The following is a 23,064-nucleotide window of genomic DNA, read 5'->3' on the forward strand; positions in this document are numbered from 1 at the left end:
TCGCTGCCACAGGCTAAGGCTATCGGTAAATGAGTGAAGGAATGGCCAATGCTGCGTATTAAACACTGTGCCGCCGTTAAGCGGCATAGACATCGAAGACAGAGCTACAAACACGGGTAACGTAAAAATCGATGGTTTATAAGCGCATCGGCATAACCACATACATGGAATCTTCTTCCAAATGGTTTTCGATTAAGGCGCTGGAGTTACCATCAATGAGCGTGATACGCACATCATCGGACTTAAGGTTGTTGAGCACGTCGAGTAAATAACTGACGTTAAAACCAATTTCTAAGGCTTGGTTGTTGTATTCCACATCGATGATCTCTTCCGCTTCTTCCTGTTCAGGATTGTTAGCGGTGATCTTGAGCAGACCATTTTCGAGTTGAATACGCACACCACGGAATTTTTCGTTCGATAAAATCGATGCGCGGGTCAGCGCTTGCTTCAGGTGATTACGACTCGCAATCACTATTTTATCACCGCCCTTTGGCAATACACGGCGATAATCAGGGAAGCGGCCATCAACTAATTTACTGGTAAATACAGTGTTAGCCGTAGTGGCACGAATGGCATTATCACCAATGGCAATCGCGATATCGAGATCGTCCGACTCCAATAAACGCGCCATTTCCATTACGCCTTTGCGTGGAACAATGACTTGTTTTTCAGGTAATTGTGCTTCAATCGTGCGGTGACTTAAGGCTAAACGGTGGCCGTCGGTCGCAATAGCGCGCAACACATTACCTTCAGTTTCAAACAATAAACCGTTGAGGTAATAACGCACATCTTGGTTAGCCATAGAAAATTGCGTTGAGTCGATAATCGACTTCAACACGCCCTGCTTCAAGCTAAATTCAATCTCAGCTTGGAAGGCTTCAACGTTGGGATATTCTTCTGCGGGCAAGGTCGCTAAAGAAAAACGGCTACGGCCTGAACGCAGCAACCATTTATTGTCTTGTTGTTCGACTTTCAGTTCGCTTTGTTCTGGCAAAGACTTAACAATATCGAGCAGCTTTTTAGCCGGAACCGTAGTACGACCTTCTTCGATATCACCGTGAACCACAACTTGGCCCACGAGTTCGACTTCTAAATCTGTTCCGGTCAGCTTAAGTGAGTGACCACTTACTTCTACAAGGAGGTTAGACAAAATGGGCAAATTATGGCGTCTTTCTACCGCACCACACACCAATTGCAACGGCTTTAATAGGGCATCCCTATCAATTGAGAATTTCATAGTGTCCAAATTCCTTGTTTTAAGAAGATAAGGTTCTAATCAAATTAGCATAATCTTCTTTAATGTCGTGGCTCTCTTCCCGTAGCTGAGCAATCTTACGACAGGCATGCAACACTGTGGTGTGATCTCGACCACCAAAAGCATCACCAATTTCCGGCAAGCTTTGGTTAGTTAATTCTTTGGATAACGCCATTGCCACTTGTCTTGGCCGCGCGACACTGCGTGAACGGCGCTTAGACAACATATCAGCCATCTTGATCTTGTAGTATTCAGCTACGGTTTTCTGAATATTGTCTATAGTGACTAATTTTTCTTGAAGTGCCAAGAGGTCACGTAAAGCTTCACGAACAAAATCAATGGTAATTGGTCGACCAGTAAAGTTAGCGTTAGCGATAACGCGGTTTAACGCCCCTTCTAGCTCACGCACGTTTGAACGTAAACGTTTAGCAATAAAGAAGGCCACTTCATCGGGCAAGTTAATGCCGCTCTCTTGGGCTTTACGCATCAAAATCGCCACGCGGGTTTCTAACTCTGGTGGCTCAATCGCCACGGTTAAACCCCAACCAAAACGAGATTTCAATCTGTCTTCAACACCGTCGATCTCTTTTGGATAACGATCTGAAGTCAAAATTATTTGGTGATTCCCCTCAAGCAAGGCATTGAAGGTATGGAAGAATTCCTCTTGGGATCTGTCTTTATTGGCAAAAAATTGAATATCATCGATAAACAAAGCATCGACGCTACGGTAGTAACGTTTAAATTCTTCGATCGCATTGTTTTGCAGCGCTTTAACCATGTCTTGGACAAAACGCTCGGAATGCATGTAAACCACTTTGGCATTCGGATTATTTTTAATGATCCCGTTACCGACAGCGTGCAACAAGTGAGTCTTACCTAGACCTGTTCCGCCATATAAGAATAATGGGTTATAAGCACCACCTGGATTTTCAGCAACTTGCAACGCCGCAGCCTTACCTAATTGGTTCGACTTACCTTCTACGAAGTTATCAAACTGGTAGCTAGGATTGATGTTACTGCGGTGATTCGCGTTCGCCATCGGCTCGGCTTGGACGTTAAACGTCGTGCCTACTGTCGCTTTAGTTTGGGTATTAGCTACACGAGTTGGCGCTATAGGTGCTGGCACACTTGGCTTTTTCGCCGAAGGACGACTACCAATATCGAAACGCAATTTAGGTGCATCGCTGCCCATCTGCTCAGTAAAGAACTGATTAATGATATTGATGTACTTATCTCTGACCCAATCAAGCACGAAGCGGTTGGGCGCATAAAGCACCAGAGTATCTCCATCCATTTCGGCTTGTAACGGTCTGATCCACATACTGAACTGCTGAGCAGAAAGCTCATCTTGCAATCGTCCGATACATTGTTGCCAAAGTGAAACAGCCACTTAGTTATCCCCAAAAGATCATCAAAAAAGAGGTGTATTCTATAGCGAGATCTCAAGGATCGCTATCCTTAAAAAATATTTATCCCCAGCGAGATCATTCTGTGTGGATATCCTCGATCATCAAAGATCCAAAACGATCCTTTTATTCTGCACTATCCGCAAATCCTGCTTTATTAAGCGATCCACATTGATCTATAATGGCGCCCCTTCGATCGGCTCGAAGATCCCCTGCACTACTATATGTAGTGTCCGTACACAGAGTTATCCACATCTTATGGTGTATTCTGGGGATTGATCAAAGGATACGCTGGCAGAAATAAAGCACTTACTTACTTTCGTTGTTGACGTGACTAAGTATTGTGATTACAATTCGGCCTCTTTTTTGCCCTTACCTCTATCCTAGAGATAAGGATATGTTCACTAATTAACAAAGACGGATTGCCATCATGAGTAAACGTACTTTTCAACCTAGCAACCTGAAGCGCAAGCGTTCTCACGGCTTCCGCGCTCGTATGGCTACTGTAGGCGGCCGTAAGGTGCTTGCACGTCGTCGTGCGAAAGGTCGCGCTCGTTTATCTGCTTAATAAGTGGGTAACTAGTTGACTAGCTATACCTTTTCGCGGGAGTTACGTTTGTTAACTCCCGCGCAATTTAAATCTGTATTTTCCAATCCCATCAAAGCATCTTCTGCTGAAATTACCTTGCTCGCTATTCCTAACACGGAACAACATCCGCGTATGGGCCTTACTGTTGCCAAACGCTTTGTAAAACGCGCCAATCAACGTAACCGTATTAAGCGTGTGATCAGAGATAGTTTTCGCTTAAATCAACACGACATTCCTCATCTTGATATTGTTGTGCTTGTCAGAAATGGCGTGATGGAAATGGAAAACGCTGAAATCAACAAATTGATAGAAAAGCTATGGCGCAAACTCAGTCGCCGCTACAATGGCTAGCGACCACGTTAATTCGTGGCTATCAAGTATTCATAAGCCCTATACTGGGCCCTCGATGCCGTTTCAATCCCACCTGCTCTCACTACGCTATTGAAGCAATAAAAGTGCATGGAACCGCGAAAGGTTGTTGGTTTGCATTGAAACGCATATTAAAATGTCACCCTTTACATCCCGGCGGTAGTGATCCCGTCCCCCCTAAAAATGACAGGTGTAATAAATAGGCTATGGAATCTCAACGCAATATATTGCTCATAGGACTACTGTTTGTCAGCTTTTTGCTGTGGCAACAGTGGCAAGCAGACAAAGCTCCTAAACCAGTTGCAACCGAATCGTCCTTAGTGGCGAACGCGGCAAACTCACACAGTGCCGATGTTCCAGAAGCTGATACAGGTGTTCCTGCAGCAGTGACAGCAACCAGCAAACTGATTACCGTGAAAACCGACCAGTTGGATGTTCAAATTAATCCAATCGGTGGCGACATTGTTTTTGCTGCGTTAGTTTCGCACAAAATGGAACAGGATAAAGATCAACCCTTCGTGTTGCTTGAGCAAACGAAAGATTTCACTTATATAGCCCAGAGCGGTCTTATAGGTCGCGATGGTATCGACAGTAGCGCCAAAGGCCGTGCCGCATTTAGCTCTGCAGCGACTGAATATACCTTAGCCGAAGGTCAAGACACTTTAGAAGTGCCGTTAACTTATGTAGCCGACAATGGCGTGACATACACTAAAGTGTTTGTATTCCATCGCGGTAAGTTCAACGTCGATGTTGACTATAAAATCAACAACACTTCAGCGGCTCCGCTGCAAGTTCAGATGTACGGTCAAATTAAACAAACGATTAAACCATCTGAAAGCAGCATGATGATGCCTACCTATCGTGGCGGCGCATTCTCTACGCAAGATGTGCGTTATGAGAAATACAAATTTGATGACATGGCGAAAAGCAACCTGAACCAAGCAACGTTGGGTGGTTGGGCTGCCATGCTACAACATTACTTCGTTTCGGCGTGGATCCCACCGGCTACCGACAGCAACACTATTTTCTCTAGTGTCAGTGCGGGCGGTTTAGCCAATATTGGTTTCCGCGGTGCGGTATATGATATTGCACCTGGTGCGACCCAAGAAATTAGCTCACAGTTCTACGTTGGTCCTAAGGATCAAAAAGCACTGTCAGCCATCTCTGATACCTTAAACCTAGTGGTCGATTACGGCTTCCTATGGTGGTTAGCCGTACCAATCCACTGGTTATTGATGTTCTATCAATCATTCGTCGGTAACTGGGGTGTGGCGATTATTCTGATCACCTTAACCGTTCGTGGTTTACTGTTCCCGCTAACAAAAGCGCAGTACACCTCAATGGCGAAAATGCGTAACCTGCAACCTAAACTGACTGACTTGAAAGAACGCTTTGGTGATGACCGTCAAAAGATGGGTCAGGCCATGATGGAACTGTATAAGAAAGAAAAAGTTAACCCTATGGGTGGCTGTTTACCTATTATTTTACAGATGCCAATCTTCATTGCCTTGTACTGGGTATTGTTAGAAAGCTTCGAATTACGTCACGCACCCTTTATGTTGTGGATCCACGATTTATCGGTACAAGATCCTTACTACATTCTGCCATTATTGATGGGCGTATCTATGTTTGTGATGCAGAAGATGCAGCCTATTGCACCGACTATGGACCCTATGCAAGTGAAAATGATGCAGTGGATGCCAGTAATCTTTACCGTATTCTTCCTCTGGTTCCCAGCAGGTCTAGTACTGTACTGGTTAGTGGGTAACATAGTTGCTATCACGCAGCAGAAGATTATTTATGCAGGTCTTGAGAAAAAAGGCTTAAAATAAGCCTAAGATTTCCAAGACTCTAGCGCATCGTTACAGATTAATGTGAACGCATGACACTAAAAGGCGGCTTAATTGGCCGCCTTTTCCTTTACATGATTTAGTAGATATTAGTTTGGTGGGTATTTCCATGACAACTGACACTATTGTGGCTCAAGCCACCGCGCCCGGACGTGGCGGCGTAGGCATCATTCGAATTTCAGGCGACAAAGCCAGTGATGTCGCTATGGCCGTATTAGGTCATCTTCCTAAAACCCGATATGCCGATTATTGCGATTTTAAAAGTGCATCGGGCCAAGTGATAGACCAAGGCATAGCGCTATTCTTTAAAGGACCTAATTCCTTTACTGGCGAAGATGTACTGGAACTTCAAGGCCACGGCGGCCAAATCGTCCTCGATATGCTGATCAAACGGGTAATGGAAGTCGGTGGCATTCGTATCGCTAAACCGGGTGAATTTAGCGAACAAGCCTTTATGAACGATAAACTCGACTTAACCCAAGCCGAAGCGATTGCCGACCTTATCGACGCAACCAGTGAGCAAGCCGCTAAAAGCGCACTACAATCGCTACAAGGTGAGTTTTCTAAGGAAGTCCATGAGCTGGTGGACCAAGTCACTAACCTGCGTTTATACGTTGAAGCCGCAATTGATTTCCCCGATGAAGAAGTCGACTTTTTAAGTGACGGCAAGATTGCCAATGCTCTCTATAAAATCATCGACAAACTCGACCTAGTGCAAGCCAGCGCCAAGCAAGGTTCTATCATTCGTGAAGGGATGAAAGTAGTGATAGCCGGTCGCCCCAATGCCGGAAAATCAAGCTTATTAAATGCATTAGCGGGTAAAGAGTCGGCCATTGTGACTGAAATTGCTGGCACAACACGCGACGTATTACGTGAACATATCCATTTAGATGGTATGCCGCTGCACATTATTGATACCGCAGGCCTGCGTGATACCACTGATACCGTAGAACAAATTGGTATTGAACGCGCATGGAATGAAATAAACAGCGCCGATCGTGTGCTATTTATGGTGGACGGCACGACAACCGCCGCCGTCGATCCCCATGCGATTTGGCCAGACTTTGTCGATCGCCTTCCCTCCAATTTAGGTGTAACAGTGATCCGTAATAAAGCCGATCTTACTGGCGAAGACTTAATGATGACCGAAGAACAAGGTTATAGCGTCTACCGGATCTCGGCAAAAACAGGCTTAGGTGTTGAAGAATTAAAGCAACACTTGAAGTCACTTATGGGTTATCAGAGTAATCTCGAAGGTGGCTTTATCGCCCGTCGTCGTCACTTAGAAGCCCTTGAATTAGCCGCAGGACACCTGCAATTGGGTAAAGAGCAGTTAGAGGTTTACCTTGCAGGAGAACTACTGGCGGAAGAGCTACGCATGTGCCAATTAGCACTATCAGAGATCACTGGCCGCTTCACTTCTGACGACCTACTCGGCAAGATTTTCAGCTCCTTCTGTATCGGGAAGTAACTAACATTATTAGTTCCATATAAATCAGCCCATACAATATGGGCTGATTTTTTATCTACAACCGAATATTTCCACCCATCTTCATGATTCGACGTGGCGGTAATGATCTTGCATTTGATAGGATCTTGCATAAAGCGCAAACATCAATGCTGCCAAGATGGCAAAACCTGCGAAGAAAAACATCTGAAATGCGGTAATACTGATCCCAGTTTGGGCAATCTGTTCGGTCACAGCAGGGCTTTTCACACTGACGTTCGCCAATAACACCCATAAGTTACCGACGGTCACAGATAAGGTCCAAAAACTCATGATAGTGCCTTTCATAGCTTTAGGCGCTTGACTGTAGGCAAACTCTAGCCCTGTGGCTGAAACTAATACTTCACCAAAGGTGAGCAAAGCATAGGGCACAATCTGCCAAAATATTGATAATGCCGAGCCGCCATCCATCACCAATTGAATGCTACCAACGACTATCCAACTCACTCCCGTGATGGCAATCCCAGCCCCCATTTTACGCAAAGCAGTTAACTTTACCCCCATGCGCTCAATCGCCGGATATAACACAAAGTTATTAAATGGGATCAGTAACATAACTAATAATGGGTTTAACGCTTGCATCATGGCAGGTTCAAACCATGCCGGTTTTGACATGTCATTGGCTTGCAATATCCAAGTGGACGCTTTCTGATCGAACAAAGACCAAAAGGGAGTCACTAACGCAAATAAGATTAAGATCCGTAGAACTGAACGCACACCATCAACGGCGATATCCGGATGGATCCCCCTAGCCCGTTCGAGTTGCAATGAAGCCCCTGCGCCAACAAATCCCATCACAAGCACTAACGCACAGCACAAACCAGCAACGATACCTAAGGTTGGAATATTGACTAAGGCATACGCTGCAGAAATGATCCCAACTAAAGCTAACACTAAACCTATGTTGGCTTGGCCAGCGATTTTAGTGAGCAATGCGGTACGAATAACGGGTAAAAAACCATGGGGATTTTTCGGTTCGGGTGGCATATGCACATAACGTTTGCGGCCTAACCAGAAGAACACAGTTGCAATAAACATCAAGACACCAGGGATCCCAAATGCGACCGCAGCACCATAATATTTCAATAGTAATGGCATAGATAACGAGGCAAAGAAGGAGCCAAAATTAATCGTAAAATAAAAAAGATCAAACGCTTTCTGCGCCAATGTTTTATTGGTTTGATCAAATTGATCTCCCATAAAGGAAGAAACCAAGGGCTTAATCCCACCCGATCCGAGCGCAATTAAAAATAATCCCGTATAAAACCCTTGAATGCTGTGTTCAAAAATAGCGAGAAACGCATGACCAACACAGTAAATTAAGCTTAACCATAAGATAGTATTGTATTTACCGAAAAAACGATCAGCAATCCAACCACCGAGTAATGGGAAAAAGTACACTCCAATGACAAAGGAATGGAACACATCCTTAGCCATAGTTCCACGTAGTTCTTCTGGAATAGACAACAAAAGTGCTGTAATCAAGAATGGGGTAAGAATATTCCGCATACCGTAAAAGCTAAAACGTTCACAAGCTTCACTGGCGATGATGTAAGGAATTTGCCGTGGCCACTGGGGCGCATTTACGGGTGTTGTCATAGAACATCCTATTATAATTATTTGATTTAAAATGAAATTAAATTGGTAAATATATTAATTTTGTATCAAGAAGCTAAAGGTAACATGTAAGCCAAACCAACATTATATAAAGGATGCAAAAACTGCAAAAATCACGTATTGCTTCTGTGGTCCGATCCACATTTCCTTTATGATGAACATAATAATAGCCATTGAGCTATCTATTTAATTGAAATTTGTTTTAAAAACAACAACACACTGAGAAATCATAATGGCAAAGATTGAAGTAATAGTTGGCACAACATTGGGCAGTGCAGAGTATGTTGCTGACGAAATGATGGCGCAATTAACGGATCAAGGGCACCAAGTTCAAGTGCATTTAACTCCAACACTGTGCGAAATCGACACCCATGCACTATGGATTATCGTGTCATCTACCCACGGCGCGGGTGATCTTCCAGATAATATCCAGCCCTTTTTCAACGAAATTACCGAACAAAAACCGGATCTCAGCCAAGTGAACTTTGCCTTATGTGCAATTGGCGACTCAAGTTATGACACCTTTTGCCAAGGCCCTGAAAAACTCATTTCAGCGATTCAAGACTGCGATGCAAAAGCCTTTGTGGATAAGATCCAGATCGATGTACAACTTGATCCTGTGCCAGAAGACCCAGCGCTTGCATGGTTAGCACAATGGCAACAGGATATTTAAGATCGCTTATTGGATAAGGTCGAGATCTATGTACAGTTTAGATCCTATTTATCCACAATTTACTTATTTAAAGTATAAACATGTGGATAAGGTATTATTTAGATCTGATCAACCTCTGTACTATTCACAGTCCGATCTGCTTAATGATCCGCCTTGTGGATAAGTAGGCGATCTATCCCCATGTTTAATGGCGTTAGATCGCGATCAGATCACAGGATCAAGATCGCGCTAATTAATGATTTATATACTTAATTTGGGTTATACACAGAAAAATGCGATCTTAATAGTAAACATAATAAGAAGATCTATATAAAGATCTTAAGATCTATTAGTCCGGATCGTCTCGATCGATCAAGGTAAAATGATCATTCACCTAGCGCAAAGCAAATGCTAAAATACTCGGCTCGTACTGAGTCTCTTAGCAATTGAAGGTAGTGGCATGCATTTTCATGAACGGTTTGATGTTATTGTTGTTGGTGGTGGTCATGCCGGAACTGAAGCCGCGTTGGCTGCAGCAAGAATGGGATCAAAAACATTATTACTAACGCACAATATCGATACGTTAGGACAAATGTCATGTAATCCAGCGATCGGTGGCATAGGCAAAGGCCACCTAGTGAAAGAAATTGACGCCTTAGGTGGTGCAATGGCGATCGCAACCGATTATGCAGGGATCCAATTTAGAACCTTGAATTCAAGCAAAGGCCCTGCCGTACGAGCAACACGTGCACAAGCTGACCGTGCCTTGTATCGTCAAAAGATCCAAAACATATTACAAAACCAACCTAATTTACGTATTTTCCAACAAGCCGTTGATGACTTAATTGTTGAAAATAATCAAGTTGTTGGCGTAGTGACTCAAATGGGATTAGCTTTTGAATCTCCAGCCGTTGTACTAACAACTGGTACATTCTTAAGCGGCAAAATCCACATAGGATTAGAGAACTACAGCGGTGGCCGTGCTGGCGATCCACCAGCCATTGCTTTAGCCAATCGTTTACGTGAATTACCGATCCGTGTAGGCCGTTTAAAAACGGGTACCCCACCACGTATCGATGCAAACACGATTGATTTTTCTCAAATGGCTGAACAGAAAGGCGATTCTCCATTGCCTGTGATGTCGTTTATGGGCGATGTCAGTCACCATCCAAAGCAAATTTCTTGCTGGATTACTCATACCAATGAGAAAACCCATGAAATTATTCGGGGTGGTTTAGATAGAAGTCCAATGTATTCTGGCGTAATCGAGGGTATAGGCCCACGTTACTGCCCATCGATTGAAGACAAGATCCACCGCTTTGCGGACAAATCTTCGCATCAGATCTTCATCGAACCTGAAGGCTTAAATACCAATGAGATCTACCCTAACGGGATCTCAACTAGTTTACCTTTCGATGTACAGTTGAATTTAGTGCGTTCGATCCAAGGTATGGAAAACGCCGAAATAGTGCGTCCAGGTTATGCGATCGAATATGATTATTTCGATCCAAGGGATCTGAAAAACTCACTAGAAACCAAAACGATCAACGGGTTATTCTTTGCTGGCCAAATAAACGGTACTACAGGTTATGAAGAAGCCGGTGCTCAAGGTTTATTAGCGGGCATGAATGCGTCTTTGCAAGTGCAAGGCAAAGAAGCTTGGTGTCCACGTCGCGATGAAGCGTATCTTGGAGTACTGGTTGACGATCTGTCGACTCTGGGTACCAAAGAACCGTACCGCATGTTTACTAGCCGTGCCGAATACCGTTTGTTACTCCGTGAAGATAACGCCGACATTCGCTTAACGGCAAAAGGTCGCGAACTCGGTTTAGTCGACGACGCTCGCTGGGCAGCATTTAGTGAGAAGTTAGAATCCATTGAACTTGAACTGCAAAGACTGCGTGGCCAATGGGTGCATCCAAATTCACCTTTGATCCATGCGTTGAATCCACATTTGAATACGCCGATCTCGCGCGAAGCGTCATTTGAAGAGTTACTGCGTCGTCCAGAAATGGATTACAGCAAGTTAATGCAGATTGAAGGTTTTGGTCCTGGGCTTGAAGATCCACAAGCAGCTGAACAAGTTCAGATCCAAGTGAAGTACTCTGGTTATATTCAACGCCAGCAGGAAGAGATCAACAAAGCCGTGCGTAATGAGAACACAGGTTTACCTTTGACGCTCGATTACAAAGAAGTACCGGGCTTGTCGAACGAAGTGATTGCTAAGTTAAATAACCACAAACCAGAAACTATAGGCCAAGCGTCACGGATCTCTGGTATTACCCCTGCGGCTATTTCAATTTTGTTGGTTCACCTTAAAAAGCGTGGCTTATTACGTAAGAGTGCGTAAAAGCTAGCTTAATCGCTGCTTAGGTCATAGAAGGGAAGCATTCAGGCTTCCCTTCATCGTTTTCGGGCTTCATAATAGCCTTCGCGTTCATAATCGTATCTTTGTTGAGGTTGCTCAGTGTTATCTGCCCAGTTAGAGGCTTATTTAGCCGAAATTAATTTGCCCGCAACCGCCGAGCAAAAAAAACAACTAATTGATTTTGTTGGCATGCTCAACAAATGGAATAAAGCCTATAACCTGACATCGGTGAGAGATCCCGAAGCCATGTTGATCCGCCATATCATGGACAGCTTAGTAGTTTCAAAACATCTACAAGGTGAACGTTTTATCGATGTGGGCACAGGACCCGGTTTACCTGGGATCCCGTTAGCGATTATGAATCCCGATAAACAATTTGTGTTATTGGACAGCTTAGGTAAACGCATTCGTTTTCAAAAACAAGTGTCCTTTGAATTAGGCATTCATAACATCAGCTCAGTTGAAAGCCGCGTAGAAGCTTATCAACCTGAGCAAAAATTCGACGGCGTATTAAGTCGTGCATTTGCTTCAATCCAAGATATGCTCACTTGGTGCCATCATTTACCCGCCGAACATGGGCAGTTTTATGCGCTTAAAGGCCAGTTAAATGATGAAGAAATGCAACATATTCCAAGTGGATTTGCAGTGAAAGAAGTCATCGAACTTAAGGTACCTAAACTCGATGAACAAAGACATTTATTGAAAATAATCAAAGAATAACAGGCTTAAAAGTGATGAATAAATCATTTTTAAGTAAGGGCAATAAACCAGCATTTACATACAGGGTGATATTGTGGGTAAAGTGATTGCCGTGGCTAACCAGAAAGGTGGCGTAGGAAAAACAACTACTTGCGTTAACCTCGCCGCTTCGTTAGCAGCAACAAAACGTAAAGTATTATTGATCGATCTCGATCCCCAAGGTAATGCCACTATGGGTAGTGGTGTCGATAAATACGAGGTCGAAAATACGGCCTACGAATTATTGGTCGAAGAAAAAACCTTCGACGAGATCGTCATTAAAAACACTGCGGGTAAGTATGATCTGATCGCCAGTAACGGTGATGTGACAGCGGCAGAGATCAAACTGATGGAGTTTTTTGCGCGTGAGATCCGTTTGCGTAACGCGCTCGCACCGATAAAAGATCAATATGATTATATCTTTATCGACTGCCCTCCTTCATTGAACATGTTGACTGTGAACGCTATGTCAGCGGCTGACTCTGTGCTCGTGCCTATGCAGTGCGAATACTATGCCCTAGAAGGCTTAACGGCGCTGATTGATACCATCACTAAACTTGCCGCTATGGTTAACCCAGGGCTTGGCATTGAAGGCATTTTACGCACTATGTACGATCCGCGTAATCGTTTATCTAATGATGTGTCCGATCAGCTAAAACAGCATTTTGGTGACAAGGTATATCGTACTGTGATCCCACGTAATGTGAGGCTGGCTGAGGCGCCAAGTTTTGGTGCGCCTGCTATGTATTACGATAAATCGAGTGCCGGCGCTAAGGCGTATCTAGCGCTTGCGGGTGAAATGATCCGTCGTTCAGAACAACAAACTCAGGCTAAGCAAGCGTAAAGGATCACCATGACGTTAAAGAAAAGAGGATTAGGCAAAGGGTTAGATGCCCTACTGAGTAACAGCCATGCCGCCAGTAAAAAACACACTGACGAAGCTAATGTTGTCGATAAAAAAGAAGAGCTTATCCATCTCGATTTAGACTTATTACAACCGGGTAAGTATCAACCTCGTAAAGACATGTCTCCCGAAGCGTTGGAAGAACTGGCGCATTCTATCCGCAACCAAGGCATTATTCAGCCCATCGTTGTAAGACAAGTGGCAAACGACATGTATGAGATCATTGCGGGTGAACGTCGCTGGCGTGCTTCTCAACTTGCTGGCTTAAATAAAATTCCCTGCATAGTCAAACAAGTACCCGATGAGGCCGCCGTTGCTATCGCTTTGATTGAAAACATCCAGCGTGAAGATTTAAATGCCATGGAAGAAGCCATAGCATTACAACGTTTAATGCAAGAATTTGAACTGACTCACCAACAGGTTGCCGATGTTGTGGGAAAATCCAGAGCGAGTGTATCTAACTTGTTACGTTTAAACGGCTTAAATGAGCCAGTAAAACGTCTACTCGAGTATGGCGACATCGATATGGGTCATGCTCGCGCTTTGTTAGCAATTGAGGGAGAAGAACAAACAAATCTTGCGAGATTAGTGGCCGCTAAGGAATTAACCGTTCGCGAAACTGAACGATTAATTAATCAAACCTTAAATCCGCCTAAACAAGCCGAAACTACGACTAAAGATCAAGATGTTTGTCGTTTAGAGCAGCAGTTAATTGAAAGATTAGGTGCCAAGGTTTCTATCGCTCATAGCAGTAAGGGCACAGGTAAAATTGTAATTAACTATCAGAATCTGGCTGAATTAGACGGAATTCTTAGTAAAATTCATTAATGTCTGTAGATTAACAGTTTTTAATGTAAATTTGTGACAGATGCTAATCTTACATTTTAACTCGTTTGGCGCTAGATCACGTTAAAAGTGTTGTTTTTCCTTATCTCAAAGTTGCAATGAAGGCGTGAAAAGGTATACTTTCGCAAGCTTTTTGTGCATCGACATAAATACGGGTATTTGTCATCCGGTCATCGAAACAAAAAGTATGAATGCGGAGAGGATGAATTGAGTAAGGTTTTAGCGCGTCGTGGCCGGTGGTCAGCCTATAAATTGGTGATGATGCAGGCGGCGGTCGCTGGGGGTGCTTCAATTCTCTTTTTCGCCGTGTGGGGAGTTCAGTTTGGCTATTCTGCGTTAGCAGGTGGTTCAATCGCTGTGCTCCCTAATTTTGTATTCGCAACCCTCGCTTTCTCCCACACGGGAGCAAGTTCAGCTGCAAAAGTCATAAAGACTTTTTACTGGGGGGAAGCGGTAAAGTTGCTGTTAACCATCGCAATGTTTTCGTTTGTATTTATCAATATTAAGGTCGCTTTTATGCCGCTTTTTGTTTGTTATGTGCTGACGCTAATCGTGCATTGGACAGCTCCTTTATACTTCAAGCAAAGTTAAGTGGGATGAATCATGGCTGCAACTGGTGAAGCGTTAACACCGCAGGGCTATATCCAACATCACCTTACCAACTTAAGTGTTGGTGAAGGCTTTTGGACATGGCACATTGATTCGTTGTTCTTTTCGGTTGGTCTTGGTGTTCTGTTCCTGTGGATTTTCCGCAGCGTTGGTAAAAAAGCGACTTCCGGTGTTCCTGGCAAACTGCAATGTTTTGTTGAGATGATCGTTGAGTTCGTAAATAACAGCGTGAAAGAAAGTTTTCATGGTCGCAATGCTCTGATCGCACCTTTAGCTCTGACCATTTTTGTATGGGTATTCATGATGAACTTCATGGATATGATCCCGGTAGATTGGCTGCCTCACGCAGCAAGTTTAATGGGTATTCCATATCTTAAAGCGGTTCCGACGACTGACGTTAACATTACCTTTAGCTTAGCTATTGGTGTGTTCGTGCTGATTATTTTCTACAGCATTAAGGTCAAAGGTGTGTCTGGGTTTGTTAAAGAACTGACACTACAGCCCTTTAACCATAAGGCAATGATACCCGTCAACCTCCTATTAGAGACAGTTACTTTGATAGCTAAGCCAATTTCATTGGCATTGCGACTCTTTGGTAATTTGTACGCAGGTGAGTTGATCTTCATCCTTATTGCGCTGATGTATGGTACCAACTTGTTATTATCTTCCCTAGGTGTGACTCTACAACTGGGTTGGTTAATATTCCACATTTTGGTTATCACACTGCAAGCGTTTATCTTCATGATGTTGACCATTGTTTATTTAAGCATGGCGCATGAAGATCATTAAGGATTGCTGAAGAAATTTTAAACTAAATCATCAACTAATACAGATTTAGATACTGGAGATACAGATGGAAACGATTTTAGGCATGACAGCTATCGCTGTTGCTCTGCTGATTGGTATGGGTGCTCTTGGTACTGCAATCGGTTTCGGCTTATTAGGCGGCAAGTTCTTGGAAGGCGCTGCGCGTCAACCAGAAATGGCTCCTATGCTACAAGTTAAAATGTTCATCGTAGCGGGTCTTCTTGACGCCGTAACTATGATCGGTGTTGGTATCGCATTATTTATGCTGTTTACCAACCCACTGGGTGCAATGCTGTAAAAAACGCTTCTGTCTTAACTCTAAATAGGAGGCTGTTGTGAATTTCAACGCTACCCTAATCGGTCAGACGGTCGCCTTTATCATCTTCGTGTGGTTTTGCATGAAGTTTGTATGGCCCCCTTTGATGAATGCCATCGAAGAGCGCCAAAAAAGGATTGCTGACGGTCTAGCTGATGCTGATCGTGCGGTAAAAGACCTGGAGTTGGCACAAGCGAAAGCGACTGACCAACTAAAAGAAGCCAAGGTAACGGCTAATGAAATTATTGAGCAAGCTAACAAGCGTAAAGCTCAAATAGTTGAAGAAGCCAAAACCGAAGCAGACGCTGAGCGTGCTAAAATCATCGCTCAGGGTAAAGCAGAAATTGAAGCTGAACGTAATCGCGTCAAAGAGGATCTGCGTAAGCAGGTTGCTACTCTTGCCATCATGGGTGCTGAGAAGATCCTTGAGCGTTCTATTGATCCAGCCGCCCACAGTGACATAGTTAATAAACTAGTCGCTGAAATTTGATAAGGGAGTTGAGTTATGGCTGAATTAACCACCATCGCTCGCCCTTACGCAAAGGCAGCTTTTGACTTTGCTATTGAACAAGATGCAGTGGATTCATGGGCAGAAATGCTTACGTTTGCCGCATTGGTGAGTGAAAACGAAACCATGCAACCACTGTTAGCTGGCTCTTTAGCCAGCACTAAGCTCGCAGCACTCTTTATTAGTGTGTGTGGTGAGCAAGTCAATGTGCAAGGTCAGAACCTGATAAAGGTAATGGCTGAAAACGGTCGCTTAAAGGTACTACCTGCTGTATCTCAGTTATTTACTGAATACCGTAATGAGTGGGCAAAAGAAGTGGAAGCCGATGTGGTTTCTGCAACTGAGCTGAGCTCTGAACAACAACAGCAGATTAGTATTTCTTTAGAGAAACGTCTCGCACGCAAAGTTAAGCTGAATTGTAGCACTGACGCCGCGCTCATCGCCGGTGTAATCATTAAGACAGGAGACCTAGTCATCGATGGCTCGGTCCGCGGTAAGTTATCGCGTCTGTCTGATAAGCTGCAGTCGTAATTGGGAGTTTGAGCATGCAACTGAATTCCACTGAAATCAGCGATCTGATTAAGCAGCGGATCGAGCAGTTCGAAGTCGTTAGCGAATCTCGTAACGAAGGTACTATCGTTGCGGTAAGTGACGGCATCATCCGCATCCACGGCCTAGCCGACGTGATGCAAGGTGAGATGATCGAACTGCCTGGTAACCGTTTTGCAATCGCGTTGAACCTTGAACGTGATTCTGTCGGTGCCGTAGTAATGGGTCCTTATGCTGATTTAGCAGAAGGCGTAAAAGTGAAAACGACTGGCCGTATTCTGGAAGTTCCAGTTGGCCGCGGTCTTCTTGGCCGCGTTGTTAACACACTAGGTGAGCCAATTGACGGAAAAGGACCTATCGATAACGATGGTTACTCGCCAATTGAAGTTATCGCACCAGGTGTTATTGAACGTCAGTCTGTTGATCAACCAGTTCAAACTGGTTACAAAGCCGTTGATGCCATGATCCCTATCGGTCGTGGTCAACGTGAATTGATCATTGGCGACCGTCAAACTGGTAAAACAGCTATGGCGATCGACGCAATTATCAACCAGAAAAATTCTGGCATTAAATGTGTGTACGTTGCGATTGGCCAAAAGGCTTCTACTATCGCTAACGTAGTGCGCAAGCTAGAAGAACACGGTGCGTTAGCTAACACTATCGTTGTTGTTGCAACCGCTTCTGAAGCTGCTGCTCTGCAATACTTAGCGCCATATTCTGGTTGTTCTATGGGTGAATACTTCCGTGACCGCGGTGAAGATTCTTTGATCGTATACGATGATTTGTCTAAGCAAGCAGTTGCTTATCGTCAAATTTCGTTACTGCTCAAGCGTCCACCAGGCCGTGAAGCTTACCCAGGTGACGTATTCTATCTACACTCACGTTTACTAGAGCGTGCATCACGCGTTAACGCGATTTATGTAGAGAAGTTCACTAAAGGTGCAGTAACTGGCAAAACCGGTTCTTTAACCGCGCTGCCGATTATTGAAACGCAAGCGGGTGACGTTTCTGCATTCGTACCGACCAACGTAATTTCTATTACCGATGGTCAGATCTTCCTTGAGACCGATCTGTTTAACTCTGGCCTACGTCCAGCGGTTAACCCAGGTATTTCTGTTTCTCGTGTTGGTGGTGCGGCTCAGACTAAGATCATCAAGAAACTGTCTGGTGGTATTCGTACCGCACTAGCACAGTATCGTGAGCTTGCTGCGTTCTCGCAATTTGCATCTGATCTTGACGATGCAACACGTGCTCAACTTGAGCATGGTGTGCGTGTTACCGAACTGATGAAGCAAAAGCAATATGCTCCAATGAGCGTAGCCGCTCAAGCTGTGTCTATTTTCTCAGCTGAAAAAGGTTACCTGAAGAGTGTTGAGCTGAATAAGGTCGGTAATTTCGAAGCCGCTCTGCTCTCGTTCATGAACAGCGAGCATGCTCCTTTAATGAAGCTTATCAATGATACTGGCGATTATAGCGCTGATATCGAAGCTGAATTAAAAGCTGGCCTCGACAAGTTCGTAGCAACCCAAACCTGGTAACAATGATAGAGGTGTCTTAAGACACCTCAGGTCCAGATTGGAGAGTAGAGATGGCCGGCGCTAAAGAGATTAAAACCAAGATCGCGAGTGTGAAAAACACTCAGAAGATCACGTCCGCCATGGAAATGGTGGCAGCCAGCAAAATGCGCAGAGCGCAGGAACGCATGGCTGCGAGCCGTCCATATGCGGAAAGCATGCGTAAGGTGATCGGTCACGTAGCGCAAGGTTCTCTCGAGTATAAACACCCCTATTTGGAGGTGAGAGAGGCTAAGCGGGTTGGTTACATTGTTGTGGCAACCGACCGTGGCCTTTGTGGTGGTCTGAACGTTAACCTTTTCAAAAAGGTTATCGCAGACGTGAAAAGCTGGAAAGCCCAAGGTGCAGAATTTGAATTTTGCCCAATCGGCGCACGTAGTGTGCAGTTTTTCAAAAACTTCGGTGGACAAGTGTCTGCTCACGCTTCAGGTTTAGGCGATGCTCCAAAGCTCGCTGACTTGATCGGGACAGTCGGTGTCATGCTAGAAGCTTACAACGAAGGCAAGCTGGATCGTCTGTACGTGGTATTTAACAAATTTGTGAATACTATGACGCAGACTCCTGTGATCGAGCAGCTGCTACCTTTGCCTAAATCAGAAGATGATGAAACTGCTCATCGTTGGGATTATATCTACGAGCCAGATCCAAAAGCACTTTTGGATACCTTATTGGTCCGTTATGTAGAATCTCAGGTTTACCAAGGTGTTGTTGAAAACATTGCCTCTGAACAAGCTGCCCGTATGGTGGCTATGAAGTCGGCAACAGACAACGCTGGTGAGCTTATCAACGACTTGCAACTGGTCTATAACAAGGCCCGTCAGGCTGCGATTACGCAAGAACTGTCGGAAATTGTTTCTGGTGCCTCTGCGGTTTAGGTTAGGTAACGAATACAAGTTTTAGAGGATTAATCATGAGCACAGGTACTGTTGTCCAAGTGATTGGCGCGGTTGTGGACGTAGAGTTTCCACAAGATGCCGTACCTCAAGTATATGACGCTCTGAAAATCGTAGGTGAAGGCCCGTGTAATGGTTTGGTGCTGGAAGTTCAGCAACAACTAGGTGGTGGTGTAGTTCGTACCATCGCTATGGGTTCTTCTGACGGTCTGCGTCGTGGTCTTGAAGTAGTAAACTCAGGTTCACCTATTACTGTTCCTGTTGGTACCGCCACTCTTGGCCGTATCATGAACGTATTAGGCGAGCCTATTGATGAAGCGGGTCCAATCGGTGAAGAAGAGCGTTATGTTATTCACCGTACAGCTCCTTCATACGAAGATCAATCAAGCTCTACTGAACTATTAGAGACTGGTATCAAGGTTATTGACCTTGTTTGTCCATTCGCTAAGGGCGGTAAAGTTGGTTTGTTCGGTGGTGCGGGTGTTGGTAAAACAGTTAACATGATGGAACTGATTAACAACATCGCTAAAGCCCACTCGGGTCTTTCTGTATTCGCCGGTGTAGGTGAACGTACTCGTGAAGGTAACGACTTCTACTACGAGATGAAAGATTCTGGCGTTCTCGACAAAGTGGCCATGGTTTATGGTCAGATGAACGAGCCTCCAGGTAACCGTTTGCGCGTTGCACTGTCTGGTCTGACTATGGCAGAGAAGTTCCGTGACGAAGGTCGTGACGTACTGTTGTTCGTTGACAACATCTACCGTTATACCTTGGCCGGTACTGAAGTATCTGCACTGTTAGGTCGTATGCCTTCTGCGGTAGGTTATCAACCAACATTGGCTGAAGAGATGGGCGTTCTGCAAGAACGTATCACTTCAACTAAGACTGGTTCTATTACCTCTGTACAAGCGGTATACGTACCTGCGGATGACTTGACCGATCCGTCGCCAGCAACAACCTTCGCTCACTTAGATGCGACTGTTGTACTGTCACGTCAAATTGCTTCTCTGGGTATTTACCCAGCGGTTGACCCATTGGATTCGACTTCACGTCAATTAGATCCATTGGTTGTTGGCCAAGAGCATTATGATGTTGCTAACGGCGTGCAAACTGTACTGCAACGTTACAAAGAGCTGAAAGACATTATTGCGATTCTGGGTATGGATGAATTGTCTGATGAAGACAAAACAACTGTATTCCGTGCTCGTAAGATTGAGCGTTTCTTATCTCAGCCTTTCTTCGTAGCAGAAGTCTTTACTGGATCTCCTGGTAAGTACGTTTCTCTGAAAGACACTATCCGTGGCTTTAAGGGTATTTTGAACGGTGAGTTTGATCACCTGCCAGAACAAGCGTTCTACATGGTTGGCTCAATCGATGAAGTCATCGAGAAAGCGAACAAAAAGAAATAACTAAGTAGCAATACTTAGTTTCTTAAGGAGAACGGGATGGCAGCCATGACAGTACATCTTGATATAGTAAGTGCAGAGAGCAAAATCTTCTCTGGTCGTGTAGCTTCGCTGCAAGTGACTGGTTCAGAAGGTGAGTTGGGCATAATGCATGGCCATGCTCCTTTGCTGAGTTATATCAAACCTGGCATGGCGCGCATCGTCAAGCAAGACGGCAGTGAAGAAGTGTTTTACCTTTCAGGTGGTATTCTGGAAGTGCAACCTTCTACTGTTTCCGTATTGGCTGATGTGGTTATGCGTGCCAAAGATATTGATGAGCAAGCGGCATTAGAAGCTAAGCGTCGTGCAGAAGCCCATATGGCAAATGCAGGTGCTGACTTCAATTATGACGCGGCTATGGTTGAACTAGCTAAGGCTATGGCTCAATTACGTGTTGTTGAAACCATCAAGAAAAACATTGCCAGATAAGGTTATTGTTTGTGAAAAAAGGCGACCATAAGGTCGCCTTTTTTGTGGCCGAAATTTGGGTAAGCGTGTTTTTGAGCTATTCCTATCGCTATCCGCTTCGCTTTTCGATGTGCTTTCCGTTAAAATTGCGCTACAAAATCGACCGTAATTTTTTTCACCCTTTTGGGTATTTGTTCAAGGATATGACAATGGCATTAAATGTAGTGATCTTAGCAGCTGGCAAGGGAACACGGATGCGCTCTGGTCTTCCTAAGGTATTACATCCCATCGCCCATAAGAGCATGGTGCAACATGTCATCGATACCGCCCACAAAGTGGGTAGTGACGCGATTCAGTTAGTCTACGGTTATGGTGCTGACAAGCTACAAGCTAGCTTAGGTGAGCAACAACTTAACTGGGTATTGCAAGCTGAGCAATTAGGCACGGGACATGCGGTTGCGCAAGCGAGCCCGCATATTGCTGACAATGATACTGTGCTCATTCTTTACGGCGATGTGCCACTTATTCAACAATCGACCCTTGAAGCCTTACTCGCTGCCCTTCCTGAAAATGGCGTGGCCATTTTAACGGTGAATTTAGCAGATCCTATGGGTTATGGCCGTATTGTCCGTACTCCTTGTAAAGGTCAAGAACAGGGGAAAGTCGTTGGTATTATTGAGCAGAAAGATGCTACAGCAGAGCAGCTACTGATCAACGAAATCAATACCGGCATCATGGCCGTTCCAGGTAAACAACTTAAAGCTTGGTTGAGCCGTTTATCCAACAACAATGCCCAAGGCGAATATTATCTAACGGATATTATTGCTATGGCGCACGCTGATGGCGTTGCTATTGATACTGCCCAACCACAATCTGCGATTGAAGTGGAAGGCGCTAATAACCGCGTGCAACTGGCGCAACTTGAACGCGCTTACCAAGCCCGTGAAGCCGAAAAACTGATGTTGGCGGGAGCGAACCTACGCGACCCAAGCCGTATCGATATCCGTGGTGAAGTCACTGTTGGTATGGATGTGATGATTGATATCAACGTGATATTCGAAGGCAAAGTGACCTTAGGTAATAATGTCACTATTGGCGCTGGCGCGATTTTAATCGATTGTGAGATTGCCGATAACGCTGAGATCAAACCTTACTCTATTATCGAAGGCGCTAAGCTTGGCGTTGCTGCCAGTGCTGGTCCATTTGCTCGCTTACGTCCTGGCGCAGAGCTTAAGCAAGATGCGCACATTGGTAACTTTGTTGAAGTGAAAAAAGCGGTTATCGGCGTGGGGTCTAAGGCTGGACACTTAGCCTATTTAGGCGATGCCGTTATAGGTGATGGCGTTAACATCGGTGCTGGCACTATTACTTGTAATTATGATGGCGCGAATAAGCATCTTACCGTTATCGAAGATAATGTCTTTGTTGGCTCAGACACCCAGCTGGTGGCACCTGTCACTATTGGTAAAGGCGCAACCTTAGGCGCTGGCTCAACCATTACCCGCGATGTGGGTGAAAATGAGTTAGTCATTACCCGTGTTAAACAAAAGCACCTGACGGGTTGGCAACGTCCAGTCAAAATTAAAAAGTAAGTTTATTTAACTCAACTGAGTATCTATAAAGCGGCCATGTGCCGCTTTTATATTTAGTCAGATTGTTGGAAATTAGATTCGTTTAATTCAGATGGAAAACAATAAAAGTCACGTAATTAAGGTTGAGTTAATCCTGTTGTGGTACTTGCAATCTATTGGTTTTAAACAGATTTAGATCTATATCACAGCTAATTGTAAATTCGTGTAAAGAAGATTAAATAAAAACACTTCTCATTTATATTGCCTGCAATTCTAAGACGAA

General features: G+C 44.5%; 23 protein-coding genes. 20 read left to right on the top strand and 3 right to left on the bottom strand.

Annotated features, from left to right (window positions below):
- Positions 1-136 precede the first annotated feature (136 nt).
- Together dnaN and dnaA are read right to left on the bottom strand one after the other, a co-directional pair.
- Positions 137-1,237 (bottom strand): DNA polymerase III subunit beta, encoded by a 1,101-nt coding sequence (gene dnaN / locus Q4Q52_RS17115; protein ID WP_006083825.1) that lies wholly within the window; start codon positions 1,235-1,237, stop codon positions 137-139.
- A gap of 19 nt (positions 1,238-1,256) precedes the next feature.
- Positions 1,257-2,645 (bottom strand): chromosomal replication initiator protein DnaA, encoded by a 1,389-nt coding sequence (dnaA, locus tag Q4Q52_RS17120; RefSeq protein ID WP_006083826.1) that lies wholly within the window; start codon positions 2,643-2,645, stop codon positions 1,257-1,259.
- A gap of 446 nt (positions 2,646-3,091) precedes the next feature.
- Here dnaA and rpmH point away from each other — a divergent pair, with 446 nt between their 5' ends.
- The 5 genes from rpmH (at position 3,092) to mnmE (ending at position 6,940) form a co-directional block, all read left to right on the top strand.
- Positions 3,092-3,229 (top strand): 50S ribosomal protein L34, encoded by a 138-nt coding sequence (gene rpmH / locus Q4Q52_RS17125; RefSeq protein ID WP_006083827.1) that lies wholly within the window; start codon positions 3,092-3,094, stop codon positions 3,227-3,229.
- Between the two features lie 15 nt (positions 3,230-3,244).
- On the top strand, positions 3,245-3,601 hold the full coding sequence (gene rnpA / locus Q4Q52_RS17130) for a ribonuclease P protein component (RefSeq protein ID WP_006083828.1): 357 nt from the start codon (positions 3,245-3,247) through the stop codon (positions 3,599-3,601).
- Complete coding sequence (yidD, locus tag Q4Q52_RS17135; RefSeq protein ID WP_006083829.1) at positions 3,568-3,822, top strand: membrane protein insertion efficiency factor YidD; 255 nt, start codon at positions 3,568-3,570, stop codon at positions 3,820-3,822. The genes rnpA and yidD overlap by 34 nt, the downstream gene beginning before the upstream one ends.
- Positions 3,823-3,825: 3 nt before the next feature.
- Positions 3,826-5,451 carry a membrane protein insertase YidC gene (gene yidC / locus Q4Q52_RS17140; RefSeq protein WP_311891285.1) on the top strand — a complete coding sequence of 542 codons (1,626 nt, stop codon included), beginning with the start codon at positions 3,826-3,828 and terminating at the stop codon, positions 5,449-5,451.
- A gap of 127 nt (positions 5,452-5,578) precedes the next feature.
- Positions 5,579-6,940, top strand: coding sequence for a tRNA uridine-5-carboxymethylaminomethyl(34) synthesis GTPase MnmE (gene mnmE / locus Q4Q52_RS17145; RefSeq protein WP_012588973.1), 1,362 nt, complete (start codon positions 5,579-5,581; stop codon positions 6,938-6,940).
- Positions 6,941-7,021: 81 nt separating this feature from the next.
- On the opposite strand, the gene Q4Q52_RS17150 is transcribed toward mnmE, so the two are convergent.
- On the bottom strand, positions 7,022-8,575 hold the full coding sequence (locus Q4Q52_RS17150; RefSeq protein ID WP_311991185.1) for an oligopeptide:H+ symporter: 1,554 nt from the start codon (positions 8,573-8,575) through the stop codon (positions 7,022-7,024).
- A gap of 250 nt (positions 8,576-8,825) precedes the next feature.
- On the opposite strand from Q4Q52_RS17150, the gene mioC reads away from it, so the two are divergent.
- The 15 genes from mioC to glmU all read left to right on the top strand — a co-directional run bounded on the left by mioC (position 8,826) and on the right by glmU (position 22,802).
- The gene (gene mioC / locus Q4Q52_RS17155) at positions 8,826-9,266 is read left to right on the top strand and encodes an FMN-binding protein MioC (RefSeq protein WP_261273093.1); all 441 of its coding nucleotides are present in this window, start codon (positions 8,826-8,828) and stop codon (positions 9,264-9,266) included.
- A 439-nt stretch (positions 9,267-9,705) separates the two neighbouring features.
- Positions 9,706-11,595, top strand: coding sequence for a tRNA uridine-5-carboxymethylaminomethyl(34) synthesis enzyme MnmG (gene mnmG, locus Q4Q52_RS17160; protein ID WP_311989230.1), 1,890 nt, complete (start codon positions 9,706-9,708; stop codon positions 11,593-11,595).
- A 117-nt stretch (positions 11,596-11,712) separates the two neighbouring features.
- Positions 11,713-12,333 (top strand): 16S rRNA (guanine(527)-N(7))-methyltransferase RsmG, encoded by a 621-nt coding sequence (gene rsmG, locus Q4Q52_RS17165; RefSeq protein WP_006083835.1) that lies wholly within the window; start codon positions 11,713-11,715, stop codon positions 12,331-12,333.
- 73 nt (positions 12,334-12,406) lie between these two features.
- Positions 12,407-13,195: a ParA family protein gene (locus tag Q4Q52_RS17170; RefSeq protein ID WP_006083836.1), complete on the top strand. Its 789-nt coding sequence runs from the start codon at positions 12,407-12,409 to the stop codon at positions 13,193-13,195.
- Positions 13,196-13,204: 9 nt separating this feature from the next.
- Positions 13,205-14,083: a ParB/RepB/Spo0J family partition protein gene (locus Q4Q52_RS17175; RefSeq protein WP_006084765.1), complete on the top strand. Its 879-nt coding sequence runs from the start codon at positions 13,205-13,207 to the stop codon at positions 14,081-14,083.
- Between the two features lie 225 nt (positions 14,084-14,308).
- Complete coding sequence (locus Q4Q52_RS17180) at positions 14,309-14,692, top strand: ATP synthase subunit I (RefSeq protein ID WP_126493379.1); 384 nt, start codon at positions 14,309-14,311, stop codon at positions 14,690-14,692.
- Between the two features lie 12 nt (positions 14,693-14,704).
- Entirely contained in the window at positions 14,705-15,499 is a 795-nt protein-coding gene (atpB, locus tag Q4Q52_RS17185) for a F0F1 ATP synthase subunit A (RefSeq protein WP_106648792.1), read from the top strand.
- A 64-nt stretch (positions 15,500-15,563) separates the two neighbouring features.
- Positions 15,564-15,815, top strand: coding sequence for a F0F1 ATP synthase subunit C (atpE, locus tag Q4Q52_RS17190; protein ID WP_006083840.1), 252 nt, complete (start codon positions 15,564-15,566; stop codon positions 15,813-15,815).
- 37 nt (positions 15,816-15,852) lie between these two features.
- Positions 15,853-16,323, top strand: a complete 471-nt coding sequence (gene atpF, locus Q4Q52_RS17195; RefSeq protein WP_006083841.1) for a F0F1 ATP synthase subunit B — start codon at positions 15,853-15,855, stop codon at positions 16,321-16,323.
- A 15-nt stretch (positions 16,324-16,338) separates the two neighbouring features.
- Positions 16,339-16,872: a F0F1 ATP synthase subunit delta gene (gene atpH / locus Q4Q52_RS17200; protein WP_006083842.1), complete on the top strand. Its 534-nt coding sequence runs from the start codon at positions 16,339-16,341 to the stop codon at positions 16,870-16,872.
- 14 nt (positions 16,873-16,886) lie between these two features.
- Positions 16,887-18,428, top strand: coding sequence for a F0F1 ATP synthase subunit alpha (atpA, locus tag Q4Q52_RS17205; RefSeq protein WP_006083843.1), 1,542 nt, complete (start codon positions 16,887-16,889; stop codon positions 18,426-18,428).
- A gap of 50 nt (positions 18,429-18,478) precedes the next feature.
- Complete coding sequence (atpG, locus tag Q4Q52_RS17210; protein WP_006084762.1) at positions 18,479-19,339, top strand: F0F1 ATP synthase subunit gamma; 861 nt, start codon at positions 18,479-18,481, stop codon at positions 19,337-19,339.
- Positions 19,340-19,374: 35 nt separating this feature from the next.
- Entirely contained in the window at positions 19,375-20,766 is a 1,392-nt protein-coding gene (gene atpD, locus Q4Q52_RS17215; RefSeq protein ID WP_006083845.1) for a F0F1 ATP synthase subunit beta, read from the top strand.
- A 36-nt stretch (positions 20,767-20,802) separates the two neighbouring features.
- The gene (locus tag Q4Q52_RS17220; protein WP_006083846.1) at positions 20,803-21,231 is read left to right on the top strand and encodes a F0F1 ATP synthase subunit epsilon; all 429 of its coding nucleotides are present in this window, start codon (positions 20,803-20,805) and stop codon (positions 21,229-21,231) included.
- Positions 21,232-21,419: 188 nt separating this feature from the next.
- The gene (glmU, locus tag Q4Q52_RS17225; protein WP_311991186.1) at positions 21,420-22,802 is read left to right on the top strand and encodes a bifunctional UDP-N-acetylglucosamine diphosphorylase/glucosamine-1-phosphate N-acetyltransferase GlmU; all 1,383 of its coding nucleotides are present in this window, start codon (positions 21,420-21,422) and stop codon (positions 22,800-22,802) included.
- Positions 22,803-23,064: the final 262 nt, after the last annotated feature.

This window comes from Shewanella sp. SP1S2-4 (genome assembly GCF_031932075.1).
Lineage (GTDB): Bacteria > Pseudomonadota > Gammaproteobacteria > Enterobacterales > Shewanellaceae > Shewanella > Shewanella baltica.